We start from the raw sequence: 21,751 nt of genomic DNA, 5'->3' as shown, positions 1-21,751 counted from the left end.
AACTGTGTTCGGGTTATGTATGTTGGGTTCTTTTGCTTGTAAATCACAGGTGGTTGGGGATGTAGAAAGCCAATTTCTCACAGAGAATAATGGGAAGGCGCTTGCATTTCCAGGTGCAGAAGGCTTTGGAAAATTCACTTCCGGTGGACGCGGAGGCAAGGTACTGGTAGTGACAAATCTTAATGACGATGGCCCGGGATCACTTCGGGATATGATCCGAAAGAAAGAATCAAGGATAATTGTCTTCGCAGTTGCGGGAAATATTAAATTGAAATCCAGTCTTGATATCAACTATGGTAACCTGACTATAGCTGGACAAAGTGCTCCTGGCCAGGGAATTACCCTGCAGGGCTATCCCATAAAAATCAAAAGTAACAATGTGATCATTCGCTACATCCGAAGTCGGCTGGGGGATGAACTGAATGTTCAGGATGATGCCATGAGTGCAATCCGGGTCAAAGATGTAATCATTGACCATTGCTCGTTGAGCTGGGCTACAGATGAATGCGGATCATTTTACGACAATGAGAACTTCACGCTCCAATGGACCATTCTCTCAGAAAGCCTTAACAAATCTGTTCATGAAAAAGGGGAACATGGCTATGGTGGAATATGGGGTGGAAAGAAAGCTTCATTTCTCTATAACCTGCTCGCAGATCACAACAGCAGAAATCCACGGTTTAACGGAGCTCGGTATCACAAAGAACCGGCGAAAGAATGGGTGGATTTTAGAAATAATGTGATCTACAACTGGAAAGGCAATAGCGCCTATGCAGGCGAGGAAGGACACTACAATATCGTCAATAATTATTACAAAGCGGGTCCAGCAACCAAATCAAACCGGGATAGGATAGTAGAACCTTACGAACCCTATGCTGAATTCTATGTGAATGGCAACGTAGTAGCGGGTTTTCAGAGTGTAACAGAAGATAACAGTCTGGGAATCCACGAGGTTGACCCCAGGCTTGTTGAAGTCTCAAAGGAATTTGACTTTGCAGGGGCAAAAACGATGAAAGCAGCGGATGCTTTCCGGGCTGTTTTAGCAAATGCCGGGGCAAGTTTCCGCCGGGATGTGACCGACACCAGAATCGTGAAGGAAGTCGCTCTTGGTGCAAATGAATTCGGGGAACAGGGCATTCTAGACACACAGGGAGACGTGGGAGGGTGGCCGATACTCGACCCGGGAAAAGCAATACTGGACTCAGATCAAGATGGAATGCCTGATGGGTGGGAGCAGGAAAATGACCTGGATCCAAAGAACCCGGAGGATGCTAAGGGGGGTGATCTACACAGGTACTACAGTAATGTGGAGGTTTATCTGAATAGTTTGGTTAAATAGTACTTTGCAAATCGCGCTAAATTGGATCATAGATTTTAATTTAGGCTAATACATTTTGAATTCGATTTTCAATGAATGACCTGCATATTCCTTTCGAGCAAATCAGTGTTACGCTGAAGGAAATATTAGTAAAATATGGTTTGGCAGAGGAACGGGCACTTCGATGTGCGCTGCTTTTTGCCAAAGCGGACCTGGATGGCGTGCACTCCCATGGAGTGAACCGATTTTTTCTTTTTCTGGATTTTATCAAGAAAGGATTGGTCAATCCCACAAAGGAACCGGTCTGTCTGAGTCAACTTGGAATGTTTGAACGCTGGGATGGGCAGCAGGGAGTGGGGAATCTCAATGCGGATTTTGCGATGGACCGTGCAATCAGACTTTCCAAAGAATTCGGTATCAGCTGTGTCACTTTGCAAAACACCAATCACTGGATGCGGGGTGGTAACTTCGGCTGGCAGGCAGTTGAGGCTGGTTGCATCGGGATTTGTTTCACCAATACCAATCCTAATATGCCAGCTTGGGGTGGCAGGGAACCGAAAATCGGCAACAATCCACTTGTGATAGCCATCCCTCGAGAAAAAGGTCCTGTGGTGTTGGATATGGCATTTTCCCAATTTGCCTACGGGAAGCTGAGTATAGCTAAGGCAAAAGGAGAGCAGATGTCCTATGATGCCGGATTTGACGATGAGGGCAATCTTACTAAAGACCCACAAAAGATTCTGGAAAATCATTTGGGATTACCAATTGGACTGTGGAAAGGTTCAGGTTTGAGTATCATGTTGGATTTACTCTCAGCGATTCTCTCAGGAGGCAATTCTTCACATGAAATTGGTAAACTGGGATATGAAACTGCTATTTCCCAGGTTTTCATGTGTTTTGATCCAAATAAGCTCCAGCTTCTTGAATGGATAGAATCAAAGTCAGATGCATTGATTGAGGATCTGAGGAACTCAGCGACTTTTGACGAGAAGCCGATCAGATACCCTGGAGAAAATACATTAGTAACCCGAAATAAAAACATTGAAAATGGAGTGCCAATCTCAGAAGAACTGTGGGCTAAACTCCAGAATGAATTAAAATCATGAGAAAACTAAAAATCGGAATCATAGGCACCGGGGCAATTACTGGCAAGCATGCAGATGCGATCGCAGAAATCGAAAATGCTGAATTGGTTGCACTTTGCAGCAGTTCACCAGAAAGAGCAAAAGCTGCTCAGGAGAAATTTGGCATTGACACCTATGCTGATGTCTCTGCATTTTTAACACATCCAGAGCTTGATATAGTATGCATTTGCACAGCTAGTGGACATCATCTGGAGGCAGGGCTGTTGGCTGCAAAAGCAGGGAAGCATCTGCTGATAGAAAAGCCTATTGAGATAAATCTAAACAGAGCCGATCAGTTGATTGAGGTATGTGAGGAAAACAGTGTGAAGCTAGGGGTTATTTTTCAAAATAGATTTTCGGCTGATTACCTGAAGTTGAAAGTGGCAGTAAAAGAAGGCAGATTCGGAAAACTTCTCATGGGAAATGCACATGTGAACTGGTACAGAGCACCGGAATATTATGGCAACAGTCCATGGAAAGGAACGCTGGAAGGCGATGGCGGCGGAGCTTTCATGAACCAAGGCATTCATACATTTGATTTGTTGCTGGATGTGATGGGCGATGTGAAATCAGTTTTCGCAAAAGTAAAAACAGCGCTTCATTCAATAGAAGGAGAAGATTTGGGAGTGGCGATTGTGACGTTTGGGAATAAAGCATTGGGGAATATCACGGCTTCTACCGCTTTATATCCAGGATTGCCGGAGCGTTTGGAGATTTTTGGCAAAAACGGAAGTGCCGTTCTGGAAGCCGGCAAGTTGGTTCAATGGAGCATTCAGGGCGAAGAAAGTGAGCCGATTAGTACGGGTAAGAATTCTGGTACCGGTGCTGCTGACCCGATGGCGATTGGACACGCCCTTCACAAAACGCAGTGGGAGCATTTTTTAAATGCTGTTGAGAAAAACGGGCCGGTTTTGGTGGAAGGAAAAATGGCCCGAAAATCAGTAGAACTGATCCGGGCCATTTATAAGTCTTCTGAACTTGAGAAGGAGGTTGAACTCCCCTTTATTGACCACACTTAAAGGGAAACCCCTCTTTTCCATGGGATAAAATCATCTTGGCCGAGGATCATCGCCTTGGACTTTTCTTTTCCGCTTGCCACTTTGATTACTTTCTCAAGAATTTCTTCTCCCATCTGTTGGATGTTTTTATCCCCTGAGATCACAAAGCCGGTATTGATATCGATGATGTCGGGCATACGCTCGGTTAGTTTGTGATTGGAGGAGACTTTGATGACAGGTGTCACCGGGTTTCCTGTTGGCGTGCCTAGCCCTGTGGTGAATAGAATTATGTTGGCTCCGGCTCCGGCCATCGCAGTGGTGCTTTCTACATCATTTCCTGGCGTACAGAGTAAATTTAGGCCTGGGGTATTCACATATTCACCGTAGTCAAGCACATCTGTTACCGGAGAAGTCCCCCCTTTTTTGGCTGCACCAGAAGATTTCATAGCATCTGTGATGAGTCCATCTTTAATGTTTCCAGGGCTAGGGTTCATATCAAAACCTGAACCAGACGCCTCTGCTGCCCCCGCGTAAGCACGCATCAATGAAGAAAAGCGCTCTGCTTTTTCATCAGAAACACAACGGTTGATCAATTCCTGTTCAACTCCACAGAGTTCCGGAAATTCGGACAGAATTGCAGTCCCGCCCAGTGCAACTACCAAATCAGCAGCATAACCTACAGCTGGATTTGCAGATATTCCTGAGAATCCGTCAGAACCTCCGCATTCCAACCCCACAACCAGTTTACTTAAAGGGGCCGGCAGCCTTGTTTGGGTATTGGCTTCAGCCATCCCTATAAAGGTTTCTTTTATAGCTCTGGTAAGCAATTGCTGCTCTGTCCCTTCTACTTGCTGTTCTAGGATGATCAATGTTTTTTTGAAATCAGGATTGATTTTGCGCAGCTTTTCTTCCATGAATGAAGACTGGGCATTTTGACAACCTAAACTTAGGATTGTAGCCCCAGCCACATTTGGATTGTTGATGTAGCCAGCTATGAGCGCGCAAAGTGCCTGCGAATCTGTTCTCGTACCGCCACAGCCCACTTGATGGTTTAGGAATTTTATTCCATCAATATTTTCAAATAAACGTTCTTCGGTTTTTTCTATGGGTGTTTCTACGGAAACCTCGTCGAAAGAAGTGGTTTGGCCTGACTTATATAGACTGGCCATTTGCCTCACCATTTTTTTGAATGGATTGGGTTTTCCGAAACCAAGTTCCTCCAGAAAGGCATCTTTGATTATGTCCACATTTCTGTTTTCGCAGAAAACCATAGGAATTACCAGCCAATAATTTCCGGTTCCCACCTGACCATCGGGCCGGTGAAAACCCATAAAAGTTTTGTCTTTGAATTTGCTGATATCTGGAGCCTCCCATTGGTAATCACCGGTTTTTGCCCCAAAATCTTCAGCTTCGTGGGTTACATTTTGGGTACTGAGCACTCCGCCGGAAGGTATAGTTGAAAGGGCCTTGCCTACAATCCCTCCATACATGAAAATTCGGTCTCCTTGGTTTAATTCAGCAATAGCAAACTTGTGTTTGGCAGGAATACTGTCTTTAAGCGTGATTTTTAGGCCATTATGCTCAAAAATATCACCAGCTACTAAATCCTGCAAAGCAACCAGAACATTGTCTTTAGGATGAATTTGTAATGTCTTATGGTTCATTGGAATTATTCATTATATTGCGCAATCGATTGCGCAAAGTAAGTAATTGTTATGCAATAACGAAAATCATTACTAAAATTAAAACTGTTGAGAATGCGTGCAAAAATTGAAATGTGTGTCAAATAAAACAGGGATATGTCAAGCAGGGGAATTTGAGAGAGTACCAAGGGATTTTTGCTCTGCGATTAAACGACCATTTATCACACAGACTAAATCGTTTCCGTAAATCGAGCTGACATATCCGCTTAGAAAGACCTATTATTGTGTAGTATGTTTTATGTTCAATAAACCCATGAGAATCAAAAAACTTCAAATCCTGTCATTTTGTGTTGTACTGACAATCTTTTTTTCCTGTCAGGCCACAGGAGACAAGAGAATAATTAAACTAGGCCATGGTCTTGGTGTGACACATCCGGTACATGACGCCATGCTTTTTTTGGCCAAAAAAGTAGAAGAGAAATCCGGCGGTAAGATGATCGTGAAAATATATCCAAATCAGCAGTTGGGAAGTGAACGCGAGCTGGTAGAACTTCTGCAAATCGGAAGTTTGGGAATGACCAAGGTTTCATCAGCTGCTTTAGAGGGATTTGCGCCCACGATGCAGGTCTTTGGGATGCCATATCTATTCAGAGATGATGCGCATCAACTGGCGGTTTTGAACGGAGAGATCGGTAAAAAACTCTTACTGGATCCCCAGAAATACCTGTTGAGAGGTTTGTGCTATTATGACGCTGGAAAGCGTAGTTTTTACACCAAAACCAAACCGGTAGAGACTCCTTCGGATCTTGCAGGATTAAAAATCCGGGTAATGGAAAGCAACACTGCTTCCAATATGGTGAAAAGTCTCGGCGGATCTCCCACACCGGTTTCATACGGGGAACTTTATACTGCATTGCAGCAGGGGATCGTGGATGGAGCTGAAAATAATGCCCCAAGTCTATATACATCTAAACATTATGAAGTGTGTAAATTCTACAGTATAGATGAACATACTGCATTGCCCGATGTAATGATCGTGAGTACCAAGGTCTGGGAAAGCCTGGATGAGCAGCAGCAGCAGTGGCTGCAGGAAGCCGCAGATGAATCAGCTGTCTATGAATATAAAGTCTGGGCAGAATCCACAGAAGAATCATTAAGGGAAATGAAGAAAGCCGGGGTGACCATCACGTATCCGGATAAGGAACCTTTTCGGGAGGCTGTAGAATCCATGTACTCAGATCTCAAAATCCAACAGCCGGAAATTTATAAAATCGTGGAGGAAATCCGCGCAGTAAAATAACATTTTAACCCAACGTACCATACCTATGTTTTCACCTCAAACCAAGCTAAACCTGGATAAATGGATAGCCCATTTTCTGGTTGTCTTGATGGCACTTATGGTGCTCAATGTAACCTGGCAGGTGGTTTCCCGCTATGTTTTTCAAAGTCCAAGTTCATTCACAGATGAATTGTCCCGTTACATGCTTATCTGGGTTGGGATGCTTGGTGCGGCATACGTTGCAGGCAAAAATGAACATCTGGCAATAGATATTCTCCTAACTAAATTGGAGGAAAAAGCGCAGGACAAATTAATGATTTTGATTAACTGCTGCATTTTGGCCTTTGGGCTTGTAGTAATGGTGATTGGTGGTTCAAACCTTGTTTACTTGACTTTTATCTTGGAACAGAGATCTGCGGTGTTGCAGATTCCTTTGGCGTATATCTACGGAATTATACCATTTAGCGGACTATTGGTGATTTATTACCAGCTAGTCTCAATCAAATTTTTGACAACTGTAAAATCTGCTGTGTAATGGAGATATTGAGCGTATTAGTACTAGTGCTTTCCTTTTTATTCTTTTTGGGTATAGGAGTACCGGTGGCATGGAGTCTTGGGCTTTCCAGCATGCTGACTTTGATGGTAACAGTGCAGACTATGCCGGCAATTACAACCATCGCACAGCGTATGGGTACAGGGTTGGATAGTTTTTCCCTGTTGGCAATTCCTTTTTTCATTCTTGCGGGTGAACTGATGAATAGGGGAGGTATAGCCAATCGGTTGATAGAATTTGCAAAAGCGCTCACAGGAAGAATGCGGGGTGGTCTGCTGCATGTGAATATCATTGCAGCGATGTTAATGGGAGCAATAGCCGGTTCCGCGGTAGCTGCAGCATCTTCCATGGGAGGTATTCTGGGGAAAAGGATGGAAAAAGAAGGATATCCCAAAGAACTGGGAGCTGCTGTAAACATCACTTCCTCTACCACAGGATTGATCATTCCCCCTTCCAACGTCTTGATTGTTTATTCGCTTGCTTCCGGCGGAGTTTCTGTTGCAGCGTTATTTGTCGCTGGCTATTTGCCAGGCTTACTAGTTGGTATTTTGCTGATGGTGACAGCCGCGATTATGGTTAAAATCCATAAACTTCCGGCAGGAGAAGGTTCTTCCTTTGGCGTGATTTTGAAAACATTCTGGAAAGCAGTACCGAGTTTATTTTTACTCATTGTAGTGATCGGTGGAATTATAGGTGGTGTATTTACAGCAACAGAAGCTTCGGCAATTGCGGTAGTCTATTCTTTGGTCTTGTCGATGATTTATCGTGAACTGAAAGTAAAAGATTTGCCTTCGGTATTGTTAAAGTCGGCAGAGACTACCGCAGTGGTGATGCTGTTAATTGCTACGTCCATGGCTATGTCTTGGGTGATGTCGAGCGAAGAAATTCCCCAGACTATATCCAATTCATTATTGGGACTGAGTGACAATATTTTTGTGATCCTCATTATGATCAATGTATTATTGTTGTTTGTCGGAATCTTTATGGATATGACTCCTGCAGTTTTGATTTTTACCCCGATTTTCTTGCCCGTTGTGACAGCATTAGGAGTGGATCCTGTACACTTTGGTATTATGATGGTGCTGAATTTATGTATTGGGCTTTGTACACCTCCAGTGGGCTCAATACTCTTTATAGGGGTTGGTGTGGCCCAGACTACCATACAGAAAATAATGAAACCCATGTTGCCGTTCTATTTTGCAATGATCTTGGCGCTGATTCTGATTATGCTTTTCCCTGAAATTACGCTTTGGCTTCCAAGAGTGTTCGGAGTTTAGCAGTATTTTTAGGATCGTAAAAACAAAAAGCGGTAGTTTAGTCACTATCGCTTTTTTGTTATCTGAGGGGGATGACTTCTGTCCATAAAAATCAAAATAAGGAACTCATAATCGAATCAATCCTTACTTTTTATGAAACCTTTGGTTAAAACTTGAGTTTGCATTTATCCGACACCCGACTACCTCTCCACTTCTTTGAGATTTTCAATTTTCTTATTTCTCAGGAAGCCATTGATGTCTTCGAAGTGCTCTTTGACACGCTTATTTCCGAATTCAAACACTTTGGTCACCAAACCATCCAAGAAGTCTCTATCATGAGATACGATGATCAACGTACCGTCAAAGGCTTTTAATGCATCTTTGATGATGTCTTTGGTCTTCATGTCCAAGTGGTTAGTCGGCTCATCAAGAATCAATAAGTTTACAGGTTCCAACAAAAGTTTGATCATCGCCAGGCGTGTTTTTTCGCCGCCGGAAAGTACTTTGACTTTCTTATTGATATCATCACCTTTGAACATAAAGGCGCCCAGAATATCCTTCACTTTGGTGCGTACTTCTCCCACAGCAATATGATCTATGGTTTCAAAAATTGTTAAACTCTCATCCAAAAGAGATGCCTGGTTCTGAGCAAAATACCCGATCATGGAATTGTGTCCCAATTCGCATTTTCCTTCGAAGTCTATCTCACCCATGATAGCCTTGATCATGGTGGATTTACCTTCTCCATTTTTACCGACAAAAGAGACTTTCTGACCACGTTCTATGGTCATAGAAGCATTTTTGAAGACCACATGATCATCATAGCTTTTACTCATGTCTTCCACGATCACTGGATAATTTCCTGATCGAGGAGAAGGAGGGAATCGGAGCTTCAATGCTGAGCTATCCACCTCATCTACTTCGATAATTTCCATTTTCTCCAGCATCTTTACCCGTGATTGCACCTGGAGTGTTTTCGAATAAGTACCCTTAAAGCGGTCTATGAATCCTTGGATATCTGCAATGGTAGCTTGTTGCTCGTCGTACTGCTTTTGTTGTTGTTCACGGCGTTCTTTCCGGAGTTCTAAGTAATGGCTGTACTTGGCTTTGTAGTCATACATACGACCCATAGTTATCTCTATGGTTCTCGTTGTGATATTATCCACAAAGGCTCTGTCGTGGGAAATTACCACGACAGCTTTTGCTTTGTTTAGCAAGAAGTCTTCGAGCCACTGAATAGACTCGATGTCCAGGTGGTTAGTAGGCTCATCTAGCAGGATCAAATCAGGCTTTTGCAACAAGATTTTCGCCAACTCAATCCGCATCCTCCATCCTCCGGAAAATTCTGAAGTGGAACGTGTGAGATCAGCTCTTTCAAAACCCAAGCCAAGCAATACTTTTTCAACTTCCGCCTCATAATTCACTTCCTCGATTGCATAGAACTTCTCAGAAAGCTCAGACACCTGCTCGATCAGTTTGTAATAGTCATCCGATTCGTAATCGGTTCGCACGGTCAATTCTTCATTGATCCGCTCGATCTCAGTTTTCATATTCAGGTAACTGGCAAACGCTTTGGAAGTCTCATCCATCACTGAGCAATCGTCAGAAGTCAGTAAATGCTGCGGTAAATATGCCACGACAAAATCTTTAGGAGCAGATACAGAGCCTGAGCTTGGCTTGGTCTGGCCTGCAATGATCTTCAAAAGAGTGGATTTACCAGCACCGTTTTTACCCATAAGGGCTATTTTATCGGTTTCGTTGATGGCAAAGGAAATATTGCTAAAGAGCGTGGAACCGCTGTGAATGACGGCGACATTATCTACTGAAATCATGAGTATCGGAATTGAAGCGGCAAAGGTAAGAAATTGAAGATTGAAAAATTGGAAGATTTGAAATTTGAAGAACTGCCGATCTTTAGCTAGTTAATTTTAAGTTGAGTTTTTTTGATTTGCTTTGTTTTTATGAAAAAGATTGAGAAGAAAACGAACACTAGCACGATGAGCATTTTGACCAAAAGTATGAGGCGCTTGGTACTTCGTCTAAGTATGTTTTTGAAGATATCTCAGGCATTATTAATTGCGGAATTGGTAAAAGCTGCACGTAACGTGGCAGACATGACCCGGAGGAACAGGCGCAAAAACTCATCGTTAACTGTAAATATATTTCAAAAACCGAAAGAGCAGTTAGTACTATCAGAATCTCAACTTTTAAAAAAGTGATTGAAGATGAACTTAGGGTTATAGCTGATTTGTGATTGAGTTGATTTTTTCAGGACCAGACAGATGAAAATTAAAAAAACCGCCCCGAACTTAATCGAAGCGGTTTTCTTGCATCGGACGTCGGCAATCCGACATCCAGCAAATAGTTAAGCGTTCACACCCATGGCTTTTGCCATTGTAGCCCCAATCTCAGCCGGAGAATCTACTACGTGAATTCCATTTTCTCTCATAATTCTCATTTTGGCAGCAGCAGTATCATCTGCTCCACCGATGATCGCGCCTGCATGGCCCATTCTACGTCCTGCAGGAGCTGTCTGGCCGGCGATGAAACCTATCACAGGCTTTTTGTTGCCGGTTTCTTTGATCCACTTTGCGGCTTCGGCTTCGTAGTTTCCTCCGATCTCACCTATCATTACGATCGCATCAGTCTCAGGATCTTCCATCAGCAGCTGCACAGCTTGCTTCGTGGATGTTCCGATGATCGGATCTCCACCGATACCTATGGCAGTAGATACACCAAGTCCGGCTTTGGCAACCTGATCAGCTGCTTCGTAAGTCAACGTTCCTGATTTAGATACAATACCGATCCTTCCTTTTTTGAAGACAAAGCCTGGCATAATGCCTACTTTCGCTTCACCTGGAGTAATTACACCCGGACAGTTTGGACCGATAAGTGTAGCACCTCTTTCTATAATATATGGCTTGGCTTTCATCATATCTGCTACAGGAATGCCTTCCGTGATAGCGATGATTACTTTAATACCTGCATCTGCAGCTTCCATGATCGCATCTGCAGCGAAAGCAGGCGGAACGAAGATGATGGAAGTATCTGCACCAGTTTTTTGAACGGCTTCTTCTACAGAGTTGAAAACAGGCTTATCCAAATGAGTCGAGCCTCCCTTGCCGGGAGTAACACCGCCGACTACGTTGGTACCGTATTCGATCATTTGCTGTGCGTGAAAAGAACCCTCAGACCCGGTGAATCCTTGTACGATCACCTTGGAATTTTTATTTACTAGTACACTCATGATGCGATTTCTATAGTTTGGCACAAAAATATAATAAACCCACCGCCCACAAAAGAAAAGGATAACAATATGCAGGGAATTCGATGATTCTTTGAAAATGCGGGTATTCTAAGACTGGATATTCTGGAAAATACTTAAGTTTCCACTGCTCTAATAGAGTCTCAAGGTAGGCAAGTGTAGTCTGGGTGTGAAGTAATTTCCTGAGCAATTGTCCTTTTTACACTTACCAGACACATATTTTTTATATTTTCGATCCAAATTAGATTTGTTACATCCACCATGATCTATGTTTAGCCTTAAAATTCTTATCGTTGAAGACGATCCGGTTTCAGCACTTTTGCTTCAGCGGGCCTTAGAGAAAAACAAACACGAAATACTTGGAATAGCGGACTCTGGAGAAAAAGCACTTGATGTTTTGTCTCAGAAACATGCCGATATAGTGATGATGGATATCAATCTCGCTGGGGAGCTGGATGGGATAAAGACCACTGAAATTATCAATGAGATTTATGGGATTCCGGTAGTTTACCTAAGCGCAAGCTCTGATGCTGAGACACTTAACAAGGTGGTGGGTACCAATCCAAGTGCTTATGTGATCAAGCCGTTTAATATCCGTGAGCTAAACATGGTGATTGAATTGGCGATCTATAAAGACAGGAAAGAAAAGGAACTCCAGAAGCTTAACAATGAGTTGGAAGAAAAAGTTAAGCAGCGGACCAAAGAGCTTTACAATGCCAATATAGAACTTACCAAAGCGCTGGAAAAGGAGCGGGAAATCAATGAATTGAAATCTAGAATTGTGTTGAATGTCTCACACGGGTTCAAAACTCCTCTGACATCTATTTTGAGCTCTGCCCAATTGATGCAGATCTATGCAGAAAAGGATCACCCCATGAAGCAAAAGATTGCAAAGCATGCCGTCAAAATCGAGAATTCAGTGAGAGCTCTGAATAATCTACTGACAAGTGTGTTGTTTTTTGGAAAGGCAGATGCAAATAAAATCGAGTTCAAACCCAAAAAGATGTTTTTGGGAGCTTTTGTCCAAGAAGTGCTTGATACCGTAAATGCGGGAATAGAAAATGAAGTGAAAATCAAGTCAGAACTAGTAAATCTTCCAAAGGTCATTACTTCGGATAGTGAGCTTTTGTATCAGATTTTTGAGAATCTTCTTTCGAACGGTGTCAAATATTCCAAAAACGGACAGGAGGTTATATTTAAATTGGAGTATGCGGACAATAAGTTGATAGGAAGCGTCAAGGACTATGGTGTGGGAATTCCAGTCGAGGAACAGTACCAGCTTTTTGAGAGATTCTTTAGGGCAAAAAATGTAGGAATTGTTGAGGGATCAGGTCTGGGACTTTCTATTGTGAAAAAATGCCTGGATGTATTGAATGGGCAGATTAGTTTTGAGAGTAACCCTAAAAACGGGACAACCTTTCGGGTAGAAATCCCGGTTAGTTAACTATGCTTTTTGAATCGAAGAATTTAACCTACAGCCACCCAGGTCAACGGCCATTGGCTTTTCCGGATATCCTCTTAGAGTCAGGAGAAAGTATGCTCGTGCTAGGGAAGTCAGGCTCAGGCAAAACCACCCTACTGAATTTATTGGCTGGATTACTCAAGCCGGAAGCGGGAGAAGTGAAGTTGGCTGGACGGAATATTGCAACGATGAAAGGACAGGAATTGGATTTGTTTCGAGGAAAAGAAATTGGTATAGTCTTTCAAAAGCCACATCTTCTTGCTGCCCTGAATGTCAAAGAAAACCTGCAGATGGCCCATTTTTTAGGAAAGAAAAAAGGTCATAATATTGAACAGTTATTGGCAGAATTGGGATTGATGGATAAAGCTAACTCATCCGTGTTGATTTTGAGTGAAGGAGAAGCACAACGCGTATCCATTGCCAGGGCATTGGCGAATTCTCCTAAATTAATTCTAGCCGATGAGCCTACTTCCAGTCTGGATGATGAAAATGCGGTTAGAGTCGTCAGGCTACTCCAGACTCAGGCCGCTAAGATCGGGGCGGCTTTGATTATCGTCACCCACGATCAGCGTGTAAAGGCGCATATTCCCAACTTTGTAGAAGTAAAAGCACCATGAATTTATTCAAACTCAGCTGGAAATATTTGACTTTCAGGCCACTTTCTACTGGGTTGAATGTGTTTCTGCTGGCTCTGGGGCTAGCTATTATCACCGTTCTGCTACTTATTCAGGATCAGTTTGAAAAGAAAATGAACCAGGATGCAGCTGGAATAGATTTGGTTGTCGGAGCCAAGGGAAGTCCTTTGCAAATAATTCTCTCGGGAGTCTATCACATTGACTTTCCTACTGGAAATATCCCGATGGATGAGGCCCAAAAGCTAGTAAAAAATCGATTGGTGAAGAAGGTAATTCCAATGGCTTTGGGGGATAATTTCCAGGGTTTTCGGATTGTGGGAACAAACCATGATTATCCCGCACTATATGAAGTCCAGCTGAATGGCGGAAAACTTTGGGAAAACCCATTTGAAGTGATCTTAGGAGCGGAGGTTGCTGAGAAAACGGGAGTTGGTATAGGGGATGAATTTGTAGGAAGTCATGGGATAAGCATAGGAAGCCATGACCATGATGCTAATAAATTCAAAGTGACCGGAGTTTTGGAGAGAAAAGGCAATGTGCTCGACCGTTTGATTTTGACAAGCGTGGAATCTATTTGGTACGCGCATGATGAAGGGGAAGCGGCTGAAACTGGGGATTCTACATCGGTTCACGAAGAGCCTCATGAATTCAATCCTCAGCAATCAATAGCTACAAAAGGTTTCCCTAAAACCGATGAGTCCAGAGAGTTGACTGCACTTTTGATCCAATACCGAAATCCCATGGCGGCGATCCAGCTTCCTCGGTTGATCAATTCGGGCACATCCATGCAAGCGGCGTCCCCATCTTTTGAGATGTCCAGGCTTTTCGAGTTGCTTGGGGTCGGGATTACACTGCTGCAAGGATTGGCGGTCGTGATCATAGGGATTTCAGGACTTGGGATTTTTATTGCCCTGTATAATTCATTGAAAGAAAGGAAATACGATCTGGCGATCCTACGGGCTATCGGAGCATCTAGGATTCAGCTTTTGCTGCTGATTTTTTTGGAAGGGATCATGCTGACATCTATAGGAGCTATCCTTGGGATTTTACTTGGGCACACGTTCCTTTCGGTCATTATTTCTTACAATGAACAGGGGGTTGTAAGCACGCTTCAGCCATGGATTTTTCTAATGCAAGAACTTTGGATAGTAGTTTATGCGTTAGTGGTGGGAGTGTTGGCTTCAGTGATTCCGGCTTTTGCAGCTTATCAAACAAGTATTGCAAAACAATTGACAAAGGTTTAACTAGCAGCAGATTTTAAAACCCGAATATATGAGCAAAGTTAAAGTAGCCTTTTTGGCAATTCTAGTGGTGATTGTAGGACAAGCTCCCCTTTTGGCACAAAGTACCAGTGTCTGGAAGAGTCTCTCCGAGGTAACCTATAAAATTTCCGAAGATGAATACGGGGAGCTGTATGTACCGGTATTTTCTGAGAACATCACTAAATTGGAAGGCAAAGTGGTGGAGGCTGACGGTTATATTATTCCTTTTGAGGGCATGTTCAAGCCAGAACATATCATTCTTTCAAGTTTGCCTTTGGCGGAATGCTTCTTCTGCGGCTCAGGCGGTCCTGAAACCGTTATGGAAGTAGCTATGGCTTCACCAATAAAATATACTTCAAACAGAGTAAGGGTACGGGGAACACTTACCCTGAATAGTAAGGATCCTGAGAAACTCATGTACATTTTGACCAATGGGTCTTTGGTTAATTGAGAGATTTCAGTTCTCCCAATTAACCAACGTAAAGATTTTTCAGTAACAGATTTCTTTTTCCAATTCTCTGAACTTTTCCAACAGACCAAGAGAGACTGTACCCGGTTTGCCAGTTCCGATTTCATGATCATCGATTTGGGTTACCGGAAGAAGCACCTTAGTAGTACTGGTGATAAAAGCCTCATCAGCATTCAGTGCTTCTTGCATGCTGACAGGCCTGATTTGTACGCCTCCAGCCAATTCTATCACATGTTTGCGGGTGATTCCCATCAGCACATGTGCATCGGGAGTACTGATAATCCCTTCCTTCACGATGAAAAAATTGCTACGTGAGCTTTCGCTTATGATACCGTTCATGTGGTAGAGAACATCTTCAGCTCCTGCATCTTTCCAGCGTATACTGTCCCAGACCGGAAGCGCATAGTTTGTGGTTTTAATCTCTGCAATCGGTCTTACATATTCGAGAGAAAGTAATTTAATGCCCTTTTCATATTTCTCTTGGGCCGGGAAAATCAGTGATTCGGCAAAAATGAACAGCTTTCCTTTGGCAGGGGAAAAGTGATTTGATGAGACACCTCCACTCAAAACCATTCTAATTCCCCCGTCTTTAAGATGGTTTTTCTCAATTAAATCCTGAATTACCGTTTTCAGTTCGGCACGGGAATAGTCCAAAGGAAGAAAGGTTTTTTCTGCAGATGCGAAAAACCGATCTAAGTAGCTATCCAGAAAAAGCGGTTTGAAATTTACTGTCCGGAAAAAATCAAATATCCCATACCCTCTTATTATACCCAGGTCCATCGGGTGAATGCTGGCTTTTTCAGTAGAAATAATTTGCCCGTCGGCAAAGCAAAATGGTTTCATAGTGTCAGTGTTTAATTGCTTCTAAAATTAATAGCTCTGTCCGAATAAATCACCTTCCAATATCACCTTGCTAGATAATACTATATATAGATAAAATAGTACCTTTGGTATGAATAAACTGAGGAATCATGAAGCGAACAATTCTATTTTTAATTTTCCCCTTATTATTGATTCTAAATGCTTGTGGATCAAGTTCTTCGAAAGAGAACGAAAAGCTCAGAGCTGAAGTGATTGCTGTTCATGATGAGGTAATGCCTAAAATGGGACAGCTCCAATCGCTACAGCGTAAAGCAATCGAAAAAGCTGAAGAGATGCAAGCCCAAGAGCCTGTTGATTCATCGGCTGTGGAGGAATATAAAGCGCTTGCCTATGATTTAAATATCGCATACGAAGCCATGTTTGATTGGATGCACCAATACGAACCTGAAGATGGTGAAATGAGTGAGGAAGAACTCAAAAAATACCTTGACGGACAAATGGTTTTGATTACTGAAGTAAACCAAGATGTGAAGGCGGCACTGGCTAAAGCTGATGAGCTGCTGAAGTAAGTTAAAGTTCCGGCCTCTCTTCCAGGTATTTTTCCACCTGTTTAGAGGTGATTTTTCCTTCTTTCATCCCCCAGATATTATATAGGTATGTACTGATTTGAGAGATTTCCAGAGGTGAGAGTTGCGGGCTTGCTGGCATAGGATGGTTGTAGCTCTGGCCATTTACGATGATTTCTCCTTCCTGCCCGTGCTTCATAATCCATGCCGTACGGTGTATGCTTTTCTGAAAGTAATCTGAATCTCTCAAAGGTGGGATTAGTTTACCTAGACCCGTACCATCGTTTTGATGACAATTCCCACAGTGGTTTTCATAAATTGTTTTTCCTTCGACAGCGTATTTCATTACCTCAGGATCTTCAATTTGTGAGAGTGTATTCTCCTTTTGAGAATTTTTTGGACTACAGGCTGCCGCAAACAACAGAATTATCAGGTACTTTTTCATTTACCCAGGATTTTTGGAATATCTGTAATCAACTGATCCACTTGCTCTGCTTTTGTCCCGTCGTATACACCGCGAATGTGACCGTTTTGGTCTACCAACACAAAAGCACCGCTGTGTAAAAAACCTCCGGCCGCAGTTTGATCTTCCTGTGCCGTGGTCAAGTAACTTGTTTGTCCTATTTCGTATATTTTCTCAGGATCACCGGTAAGAAAATTCCAGGTTTCCGCATCCTCAATTCCAAGCTTTTGAGCATAATCTTTCAGGACCTCTTGTGTGTCATGGGTCGGATCAATAGAATGGCTTAATATTTTAAAGTTTGGGTTGTCTCCAAATTCTTCATAAACCCGGAGCATTTCCTTCTTCATGATCGGACAGATGGTAGGACAAGTGGTAAAAAAGAAATCAGCCACATAGACTTTTCCGTCAACGGATTCATTTGTGATTGTTTCCCCGTCTTGGTTGATAAAGGAAAAGTCTGAGATTTTATGGTATACAGTATCCTGAACTACTTTTCCATCCACAGTTTTTTCATCCATATGCCAATTGCCAAGCTTGGGAAGTGGTGTCTTTTTGTCTCCGGCGGGTTTGCACTGAGAGAATAATAACGAAAGTAGAAGAAGGTAAAGAATTGAAGACCTTGTATCCATGGTAGTTAATATTAATTTCTGAATTTTTTATAACCCTTGATTGCCAGCATCAAGGTCACTCCAAGTGTAATGAGCCCAGCTAATCCCCAAACCATGCTCATGGTACTTTTCAGTACGATCAGGAATACAATAGCGAAGAGCAGCAGGGTAGAGGCCTCATTCCATATCCTCAACTGGGTTGAGCTCCATCGGGTTCGCCCTGCTTGGAGTTCCCTGAAAAGTTTGTGACACCAAAGATGGTAGCAGTACAGCAGGAAAACAAAGCCAAGTTTGGCATGCATAAAACCCATTTCCAGATATCCCATCCGTTGGCTCAGTACCAAAGATCCGAAGATTAGGGTAAGAATAGCAGATGGCCAAGTAATTATATACCAAAGCCGGGAAGCCATTAAGTCAAGCTGAGGCTTTAGGATTTGCCGCTCCGGTTCAGGCCGTTCTATTGCTTCGGTTTGATAGATGAACAGACGGACAATATAAAATAGTCCTGCAAACCAGGTTACTACAAAAATGATATGAAGTGCTTTGAGGTACTCGAAAGTCATTCTCGGAATTTTACGCTAAATTAAGGCCTAATCTTTATAACCACACCTAGTTTTTGAAAAGCTCTAAAATCATTTTCTGGATAATTGCCCTTATTGTGGCTGGACTCGTAGTGTATATCCTTGTAGATTCACTTTCTCAGCCTGGGATGGGACGCTTTGAAGGAAAATTTCAGGAGCTTGCTGACTATAGAAATGAGAATAACACTGGGCCGGTTGTACGGATTTATGCTGTAAAAGCACTTGACAATACCAGGGATTGGATGAGAGACTATGGAGATGCCATGCCGCATACCAAGTACGGTAAGACGATTGTATTCTATTTCTCCGATGACATGGATCAGAAGATCAGCCTGTCACCAACGGAGCCTTATTTCGCCAAAGGAATACAGCCACATGTGATAGCCACATACCAAAAAAGTCCAATGGGAGATGTCAGTTTTATTGAAGGATATCCAAAATGAAGAAGCGCCTGACTCTTCAGGAATACAAATCAGGTGTGATTGCCGGTGATCGAAAAAGATTGAGTCAGGCAATTACACTGGTAGAAAGTACGTTGGAAAGTGACGTGTCTCTTGCATCTGACTTAGTTCAGGAACTACTGCCGTTCACCGGCAAGTCCGTCAGAATTGGAATTACAGGAGTTCCAGGGGTGGGGAAAAGTACTTTCATAGAAGTTTTTGGAAAGATGCTGGTAGAGAAAGGACAGACTTTGGCTGTTTTGGCGGTAGATCCATCCAGCCCAAAGAGCAGGGGAAGCATACTTGGAGACAAGACCCGAATGGAAAAGCTGGCAGGAGACAATCGGGCATTTATCAGACCCAGCCCCGCCGGCACCACATTAGGTGGTGTCAGTTTAAGAACCAGAGAGGCAATGTTGCTGTGTGAAGCTGCTGGATTTGACGTAATTTTAGTCGAAACGGTAGGGGTAGGGCAATCAGAAACGGCTGTGAAAAACATGGTGGATTTCTTTCTGCTTCTTATGCTCGCAGGAGCTGGGGATGAACTTCAGGGAATCAAGAAAGGTATTATGGAAATGGCTGATGCACTGGTAATCCATAAAGCGGATGGAGAAAATAAAATCCTTGCAAAGAAGGCTAAATCCATCTACGCTAATGCACTTCATCTTTTTCCTTTAGGCCAAAACAACTGGTCTACTCCTGTATTGACAGCTTCTTCAGTGACAAATGAAGGCTTAAGCGAAGTTTGGGAAATCATTCGGAAATTCAAGCTTCAAATGCAGCAATCAGGTTATTGGGCCGAAAACCGTGCCCGGCAGCGTCTAAATTGGCTTGATGAAAACCTTCAGTTTTTGTTGGGGAAATTCTTCTTTCAACATAAAGAGGTACAAAGGAAGATGGATCAAAGCCGTATTCGGGTCGAAAACGGAGAGCTTAGCCCATTGACTTTAGCCAGGGATTTAATAGATGCTTTTTTTAATCAAGATCAACATTGACCATGAAACTCCAGCTCTTTCTATTACTAGCGGTACTTATATTCTCATGCAGCAAACCAGAGCAGCGTGAAGAACTAGTAAGCTTCAGTACCAAAAAAGTATCCTCGCAAAGATGCATAGACAATGCATGTGGGAAAGTAGAGATAAGCTATCCCTTAGCTGCTGATGCAGAATCAGCCGATTTGATCAACGAAGAGATCATGAGACAATTGCTCGTTTACTTTCATCCGGATAAGGAGCTTGATAACCTTGATTCTGCCGCCAATGATTTCCTGGATTCTTATGAAGAATTTAAAACGGAGTTTCCAGATGCTCCAGGAGAATGGACAGTGGAACTTGAGGTGAAGCTGACTTATGAATCCGACAGTACGCTGAGCTTTGTATTCAACGAATTCAATTATTCCGGCGGGGCACATCCCAATTCCAGTGTGTATTACCTGAACTTCGATAAGCAAACAGGAAAGTCCCTAAGCAGGGAACAGGTGGTTTTGGACCAAAGGAAAATGCTCAAACTGGCTGAGGAAGCATTTCGCGAATACCATGAGGTAGCCGACGGCGTAAAGCTTGAAGATGATGGACGATTCTTTATACCGGATACAGGATTCTTTCTTCCGAATGCAATTGGTTATGCGGATGGAAAATTAATCCTCAGTTATATTCCGTATGAAATCGGCCCATATGTGTTGGGGTATACGGATCTTCAGTTTGATTTAAAGAATCTGGAAGGGGTCGTGAGAATGTAATTATCAATGAGTATACCTGATATGAGGTGAAGATAGGCTGATTCTACAGCATAAAACTCCGGAAATTTTCCCGATGGATCATGTTATATTCTATTGTGTATGTACCCTTGAATGAAGCTGGAATCGAGAATTTTGATTCAGGATTCCACTTAAATTTATACGCATTTAATGCCCCATCTTTTTCCTCAATATAATCCAGTTCCTGTTGGTATTTTGTTCGCCAACCTGTTGACCTTTCTCCCTTCATATTCTAAATATTTCAGCCGTTCGGACATCAAGAAATTTTCCCAAAGAGCGCCGATATCATTTCTCAATGGCAATGGTTGCAAATTTTTGATAGGGGCATTGCGAACCCCATTGTCGTAAAAATAGATTTTCTTATTCTTCTTAATTTCGTTTCTTAGGTTTCTACTGAAAGTGCCCAATCGGTAAACGACGTAAGCCTGTTCGAGTAAATCGATATAGCTTATTACAGTTTTTACATCGATTTGAAGCGACCTAGAGAGTTCATTATAGGAAACCTCATTCCCCATCTGGAAAGCTAATAGTTGTAAAAGGCGAAAGATTATATCTTGCTTTTTGATGATACCTAATGCCAGCACATCTTTATAGAGGTAGCTTTCGGTGAGTTCATATAACAGCGTTTCTTGATCACTTACATGAGTGATGATTTCGGGATAGAATCCATAGACAAGCCGATTTGGAAAATCCTGTTCTGCAGCTACAAATCCCACATTTTGCTCAAATTCTTTCCAACTTATCGGGTATAGATTGAAAGAAAATTTCCTTCCTGTGAGCGGTTCTTGGGTTGATCCTGATAATTCAAAAGAAGATGAACCACTAAGGATCAGTCTCACATCAGGGATTTGATCATGGATTATTTTTGCAGTGAGGTCTATATTGTCAATTCGCTGAGCTTCATCTACGAACACATATTTATAATCATCGAGAATCGACTTGATCTGCATTGTATTCGGTGTATCCAAAAGACGCCGGGTTGTAGTATCGTCGCCATCTAAAAAAAGATATTTTTTATCCGTAAGTAATTCATGGATAAGCGTGGTTTTTCCGACTTGTCTGGGACTAGTTAGGAGAATTACCTTTTCTTTTCAAGACTATTGGAAAGGTTCTGAAAATATAATCGATCAAATTTCATGGTTAAAAATACGATATTATACAATCCGAAATTGTCGGCACAGAAAATCAAACAGGCCGCTATGAAATTAATCCCTAGCGGCCTGTTTGTTTAAAAGTTCAAAGAATACTTCG

22 protein-coding genes are annotated in these 21,751 nt (G+C 42.5%); 14 read left to right on the top strand and 8 right to left on the bottom strand.

The annotated features are described in order from the left end of the window. Positions 1-4 precede the first annotated feature (4 nt). From AS141_RS09370 to AS141_RS09360, 3 genes are all read left to right on the top strand, one after another. Complete coding sequence (locus AS141_RS09370; RefSeq protein ID WP_232424859.1) at positions 5-1,339, top strand: pectate lyase family protein; 1,335 nt, start codon at positions 5-7, stop codon at positions 1,337-1,339. 71 nt (positions 1,340-1,410) lie between these two features. Then, positions 1,411-2,424: a 3-dehydro-L-gulonate 2-dehydrogenase gene (yiaK, locus tag AS141_RS09365; protein ID WP_057937392.1), complete on the top strand. Its 1,014-nt coding sequence runs from the start codon at positions 1,411-1,413 to the stop codon at positions 2,422-2,424. Beyond that, a complete protein-coding gene (locus AS141_RS09360) occupies positions 2,421-3,461 on the top strand; it encodes a Gfo/Idh/MocA family protein (protein ID WP_057937391.1) in 1,041 nt (346 codons plus the stop codon). Before yiaK ends, AS141_RS09360 begins: the two co-directional genes overlap by 4 nt. On the opposite strand, the gene AS141_RS09355 is transcribed toward AS141_RS09360, so the two are convergent. Next, on the bottom strand, positions 3,458-5,104 hold the full coding sequence (locus AS141_RS09355; RefSeq protein WP_057937390.1) for a UxaA family hydrolase: 1,647 nt from the start codon (positions 5,102-5,104) through the stop codon (positions 3,458-3,460). The genes AS141_RS09360 and AS141_RS09355 overlap by 4 nt on opposite strands. A gap of 292 nt (positions 5,105-5,396) precedes the next feature. On the opposite strand from AS141_RS09355, the gene AS141_RS09350 reads away from it, so the two are divergent. Genes AS141_RS09350 through AS141_RS09340 form a run of 3 tightly spaced genes read left to right on the top strand, consistent with a single transcriptional unit; the run spans position 5,397 to position 8,192 of the window. Continuing rightward, positions 5,397-6,383, top strand: coding sequence for a TRAP transporter substrate-binding protein (locus AS141_RS09350; RefSeq protein ID WP_057937618.1), 987 nt, complete (start codon positions 5,397-5,399; stop codon positions 6,381-6,383). 25 nt (positions 6,384-6,408) lie between these two features. Further along, entirely contained in the window at positions 6,409-6,897 is a 489-nt protein-coding gene (locus tag AS141_RS09345; RefSeq protein ID WP_057937389.1) for a TRAP transporter small permease, read from the top strand. Next, positions 6,897-8,192, top strand: a complete 1,296-nt coding sequence (locus tag AS141_RS09340; protein ID WP_057937388.1) for a TRAP transporter large permease — start codon at positions 6,897-6,899, stop codon at positions 8,190-8,192. The genes AS141_RS09345 and AS141_RS09340 overlap by 1 nt, the downstream gene beginning before the upstream one ends. A 179-nt stretch (positions 8,193-8,371) precedes the next feature. Here the strand turns inward: AS141_RS09340 and AS141_RS09335 are convergent, their stop codons facing one another. Both AS141_RS09335 and sucD read right to left on the bottom strand, forming a co-directional pair. Then, positions 8,372-10,003, bottom strand: a complete 1,632-nt coding sequence (locus AS141_RS09335; protein ID WP_057937387.1) for an ABC-F family ATP-binding cassette domain-containing protein — start codon at positions 10,001-10,003, stop codon at positions 8,372-8,374. Positions 10,004-10,536: 533 nt separating this feature from the next. Next, complete coding sequence (gene sucD / locus AS141_RS09325) at positions 10,537-11,418, bottom strand: succinate--CoA ligase subunit alpha (protein WP_057937385.1); 882 nt, start codon at positions 11,416-11,418, stop codon at positions 10,537-10,539. Positions 11,419-11,704: 286 nt separating this feature from the next. Here sucD and AS141_RS09320 point away from each other — a divergent pair, with 286 nt between their 5' ends. The 4 genes from AS141_RS09320 to AS141_RS09305 are packed head-to-tail and all read left to right on the top strand — an operon-like array spanning position 11,705 to position 15,246. Then, on the top strand, positions 11,705-12,880 hold the full coding sequence (locus tag AS141_RS09320; protein WP_057937384.1) for a hybrid sensor histidine kinase/response regulator: 1,176 nt from the start codon (positions 11,705-11,707) through the stop codon (positions 12,878-12,880). A 2-nt stretch (positions 12,881-12,882) separates the two neighbouring features. Further along, positions 12,883-13,515 (top strand): ABC transporter ATP-binding protein, encoded by a 633-nt coding sequence (locus AS141_RS09315; RefSeq protein WP_057937383.1) that lies wholly within the window; start codon positions 12,883-12,885, stop codon positions 13,513-13,515. Further along, positions 13,512-14,777 carry an ABC transporter permease gene (locus AS141_RS09310; RefSeq protein ID WP_057937382.1) on the top strand — a complete coding sequence of 422 codons (1,266 nt, stop codon included), beginning with the start codon at positions 13,512-13,514 and terminating at the stop codon, positions 14,775-14,777. The genes AS141_RS09315 and AS141_RS09310 overlap by 4 nt, the downstream gene beginning before the upstream one ends. A 28-nt stretch (positions 14,778-14,805) precedes the next feature. Continuing rightward, positions 14,806-15,246, top strand: coding sequence for a hypothetical protein (locus tag AS141_RS09305; RefSeq protein ID WP_057937381.1), 441 nt, complete (start codon positions 14,806-14,808; stop codon positions 15,244-15,246). A gap of 39 nt (positions 15,247-15,285) precedes the next feature. Here the strand turns inward: AS141_RS09305 and AS141_RS09300 are convergent, their stop codons facing one another. Next, positions 15,286-16,107: an aminotransferase class IV gene (locus AS141_RS09300; protein ID WP_057937380.1), complete on the bottom strand. Its 822-nt coding sequence runs from the start codon at positions 16,105-16,107 to the stop codon at positions 15,286-15,288. Positions 16,108-16,235: 128 nt separating this feature from the next. Here AS141_RS09300 and AS141_RS09295 point away from each other — a divergent pair, with 128 nt between their 5' ends. Continuing rightward, the gene (locus AS141_RS09295; protein ID WP_057937379.1) at positions 16,236-16,655 is read left to right on the top strand and encodes a hypothetical protein; all 420 of its coding nucleotides are present in this window, start codon (positions 16,236-16,238) and stop codon (positions 16,653-16,655) included. A 1-nt stretch (position 16,656) separates the two neighbouring features. Here the strand turns inward: AS141_RS09295 and AS141_RS09290 are convergent, their stop codons facing one another. The 3 genes from AS141_RS09290 to AS141_RS09280 are packed head-to-tail and all read right to left on the bottom strand — an operon-like array spanning position 16,657 to position 18,286. After that, on the bottom strand, positions 16,657-17,097 hold the full coding sequence (locus AS141_RS09290; RefSeq protein WP_057937378.1) for a c-type cytochrome: 441 nt from the start codon (positions 17,095-17,097) through the stop codon (positions 16,657-16,659). Beyond that, positions 17,094-17,744 (bottom strand): SCO family protein, encoded by a 651-nt coding sequence (locus AS141_RS09285; RefSeq protein WP_057937377.1) that lies wholly within the window; start codon positions 17,742-17,744, stop codon positions 17,094-17,096. Before AS141_RS09285 ends, AS141_RS09290 begins: the two co-directional genes overlap by 4 nt. An 11-nt stretch (positions 17,745-17,755) precedes the next feature. After that, complete coding sequence (locus AS141_RS09280) at positions 17,756-18,286, bottom strand: CopD family protein (protein ID WP_057937376.1); 531 nt, start codon at positions 18,284-18,286, stop codon at positions 17,756-17,758. A 53-nt stretch (positions 18,287-18,339) separates the two neighbouring features. On the opposite strand from AS141_RS09280, the gene AS141_RS09275 reads away from it, so the two are divergent. The 3 genes from AS141_RS09275 to AS141_RS09265 are packed head-to-tail and all read left to right on the top strand — an operon-like array spanning position 18,340 to position 20,482. Next, positions 18,340-18,747: a hypothetical protein gene (locus AS141_RS09275; protein ID WP_057937375.1), complete on the top strand. Its 408-nt coding sequence runs from the start codon at positions 18,340-18,342 to the stop codon at positions 18,745-18,747. Beyond that, positions 18,744-19,739, top strand: coding sequence for a methylmalonyl Co-A mutase-associated GTPase MeaB (meaB, locus tag AS141_RS09270; protein WP_057937374.1), 996 nt, complete (start codon positions 18,744-18,746; stop codon positions 19,737-19,739). The genes AS141_RS09275 and meaB overlap by 4 nt, the downstream gene beginning before the upstream one ends. A gap of 2 nt (positions 19,740-19,741) precedes the next feature. Continuing rightward, positions 19,742-20,482 (top strand): DUF4163 domain-containing protein, encoded by a 741-nt coding sequence (locus tag AS141_RS09265; RefSeq protein ID WP_057937373.1) that lies wholly within the window; start codon positions 19,742-19,744, stop codon positions 20,480-20,482. Between the two features lie 185 nt (positions 20,483-20,667). On the opposite strand, the gene AS141_RS09260 is transcribed toward AS141_RS09265, so the two are convergent. Further along, on the bottom strand, positions 20,668-21,537 hold the full coding sequence (locus AS141_RS09260) for an ATP-binding protein (protein ID WP_232424870.1): 870 nt from the start codon (positions 21,535-21,537) through the stop codon (positions 20,668-20,670). Between the last annotated feature and the right edge of the window lie 214 nt (positions 21,538-21,751).

This window comes from Algoriphagus resistens (genome assembly GCF_001442615.1).
GTDB lineage: Bacteria > Bacteroidota > Bacteroidia > Cytophagales > Cyclobacteriaceae > Algoriphagus > Algoriphagus resistens.
The sequence above is the reverse complement of the archived record's forward strand: the minus strand, read 5'-3'. Positions and strand labels throughout refer to the sequence as shown.

Bases quoted from the DNA above. Each gene is read 5' to 3' on its own strand.
- yiaK (WP_057937392.1), top strand. From the start codon at position 1,411: ATGAATGACCTGCATATTCCTTTCGAGCAAATCAGTGTTACGCTGAAG.
- AS141_RS09360 (WP_057937391.1), top strand. From the start codon at position 2,421: ATGAGAAAACTAAAAATCGGAATCATAGGCACCGGGGCAATTACTGGC.
- AS141_RS09355 (WP_057937390.1), bottom strand. From the start codon at position 5,104: ATGAACCATAAGACATTACAAATTCATCCTAAAGACAATGTTCTGGTT.
- AS141_RS09350 (WP_057937618.1), top strand. From the start codon at position 5,397: ATGAGAATCAAAAAACTTCAAATCCTGTCATTTTGTGTTGTACTGACA.
- AS141_RS09345 (WP_057937389.1), top strand. From the start codon at position 6,409: ATGTTTTCACCTCAAACCAAGCTAAACCTGGATAAATGGATAGCCCAT.
- AS141_RS09340 (WP_057937388.1), top strand. From the start codon at position 6,897: ATGGAGATATTGAGCGTATTAGTACTAGTGCTTTCCTTTTTATTCTTT.
- AS141_RS09335 (WP_057937387.1), bottom strand. From the start codon at position 10,003: ATGATTTCAGTAGATAATGTCGCCGTCATTCACAGCGGTTCCACGCTC.
- sucD (WP_057937385.1), bottom strand. From the start codon at position 11,418: ATGAGTGTACTAGTAAATAAAAATTCCAAGGTGATCGTACAAGGATTC.
- AS141_RS09320 (WP_057937384.1), top strand. From the start codon at position 11,705: ATGTTTAGCCTTAAAATTCTTATCGTTGAAGACGATCCGGTTTCAGCA.
- AS141_RS09315 (WP_057937383.1), top strand. From the start codon at position 12,883: ATGCTTTTTGAATCGAAGAATTTAACCTACAGCCACCCAGGTCAACGG.
- AS141_RS09310 (WP_057937382.1), top strand. From the start codon at position 13,512: ATGAATTTATTCAAACTCAGCTGGAAATATTTGACTTTCAGGCCACTT.
- AS141_RS09305 (WP_057937381.1), top strand. From the start codon at position 14,806: ATGAGCAAAGTTAAAGTAGCCTTTTTGGCAATTCTAGTGGTGATTGTA.
- AS141_RS09300 (WP_057937380.1), bottom strand. From the start codon at position 16,107: ATGAAACCATTTTGCTTTGCCGACGGGCAAATTATTTCTACTGAAAAA.
- AS141_RS09295 (WP_057937379.1), top strand. From the start codon at position 16,236: ATGAAGCGAACAATTCTATTTTTAATTTTCCCCTTATTATTGATTCTA.
- AS141_RS09290 (WP_057937378.1), bottom strand. From the start codon at position 17,097: ATGAAAAAGTACCTGATAATTCTGTTGTTTGCGGCAGCCTGTAGTCCA.
- AS141_RS09285 (WP_057937377.1), bottom strand. From the start codon at position 17,744: ATGGATACAAGGTCTTCAATTCTTTACCTTCTTCTACTTTCGTTATTA.
- AS141_RS09280 (WP_057937376.1), bottom strand. From the start codon at position 18,286: ATGACTTTCGAGTACCTCAAAGCACTTCATATCATTTTTGTAGTAACC.
- meaB (WP_057937374.1), top strand. From the start codon at position 18,744: ATGAAGAAGCGCCTGACTCTTCAGGAATACAAATCAGGTGTGATTGCC.
- AS141_RS09265 (WP_057937373.1), top strand. From the start codon at position 19,742: ATGAAACTCCAGCTCTTTCTATTACTAGCGGTACTTATATTCTCATGC.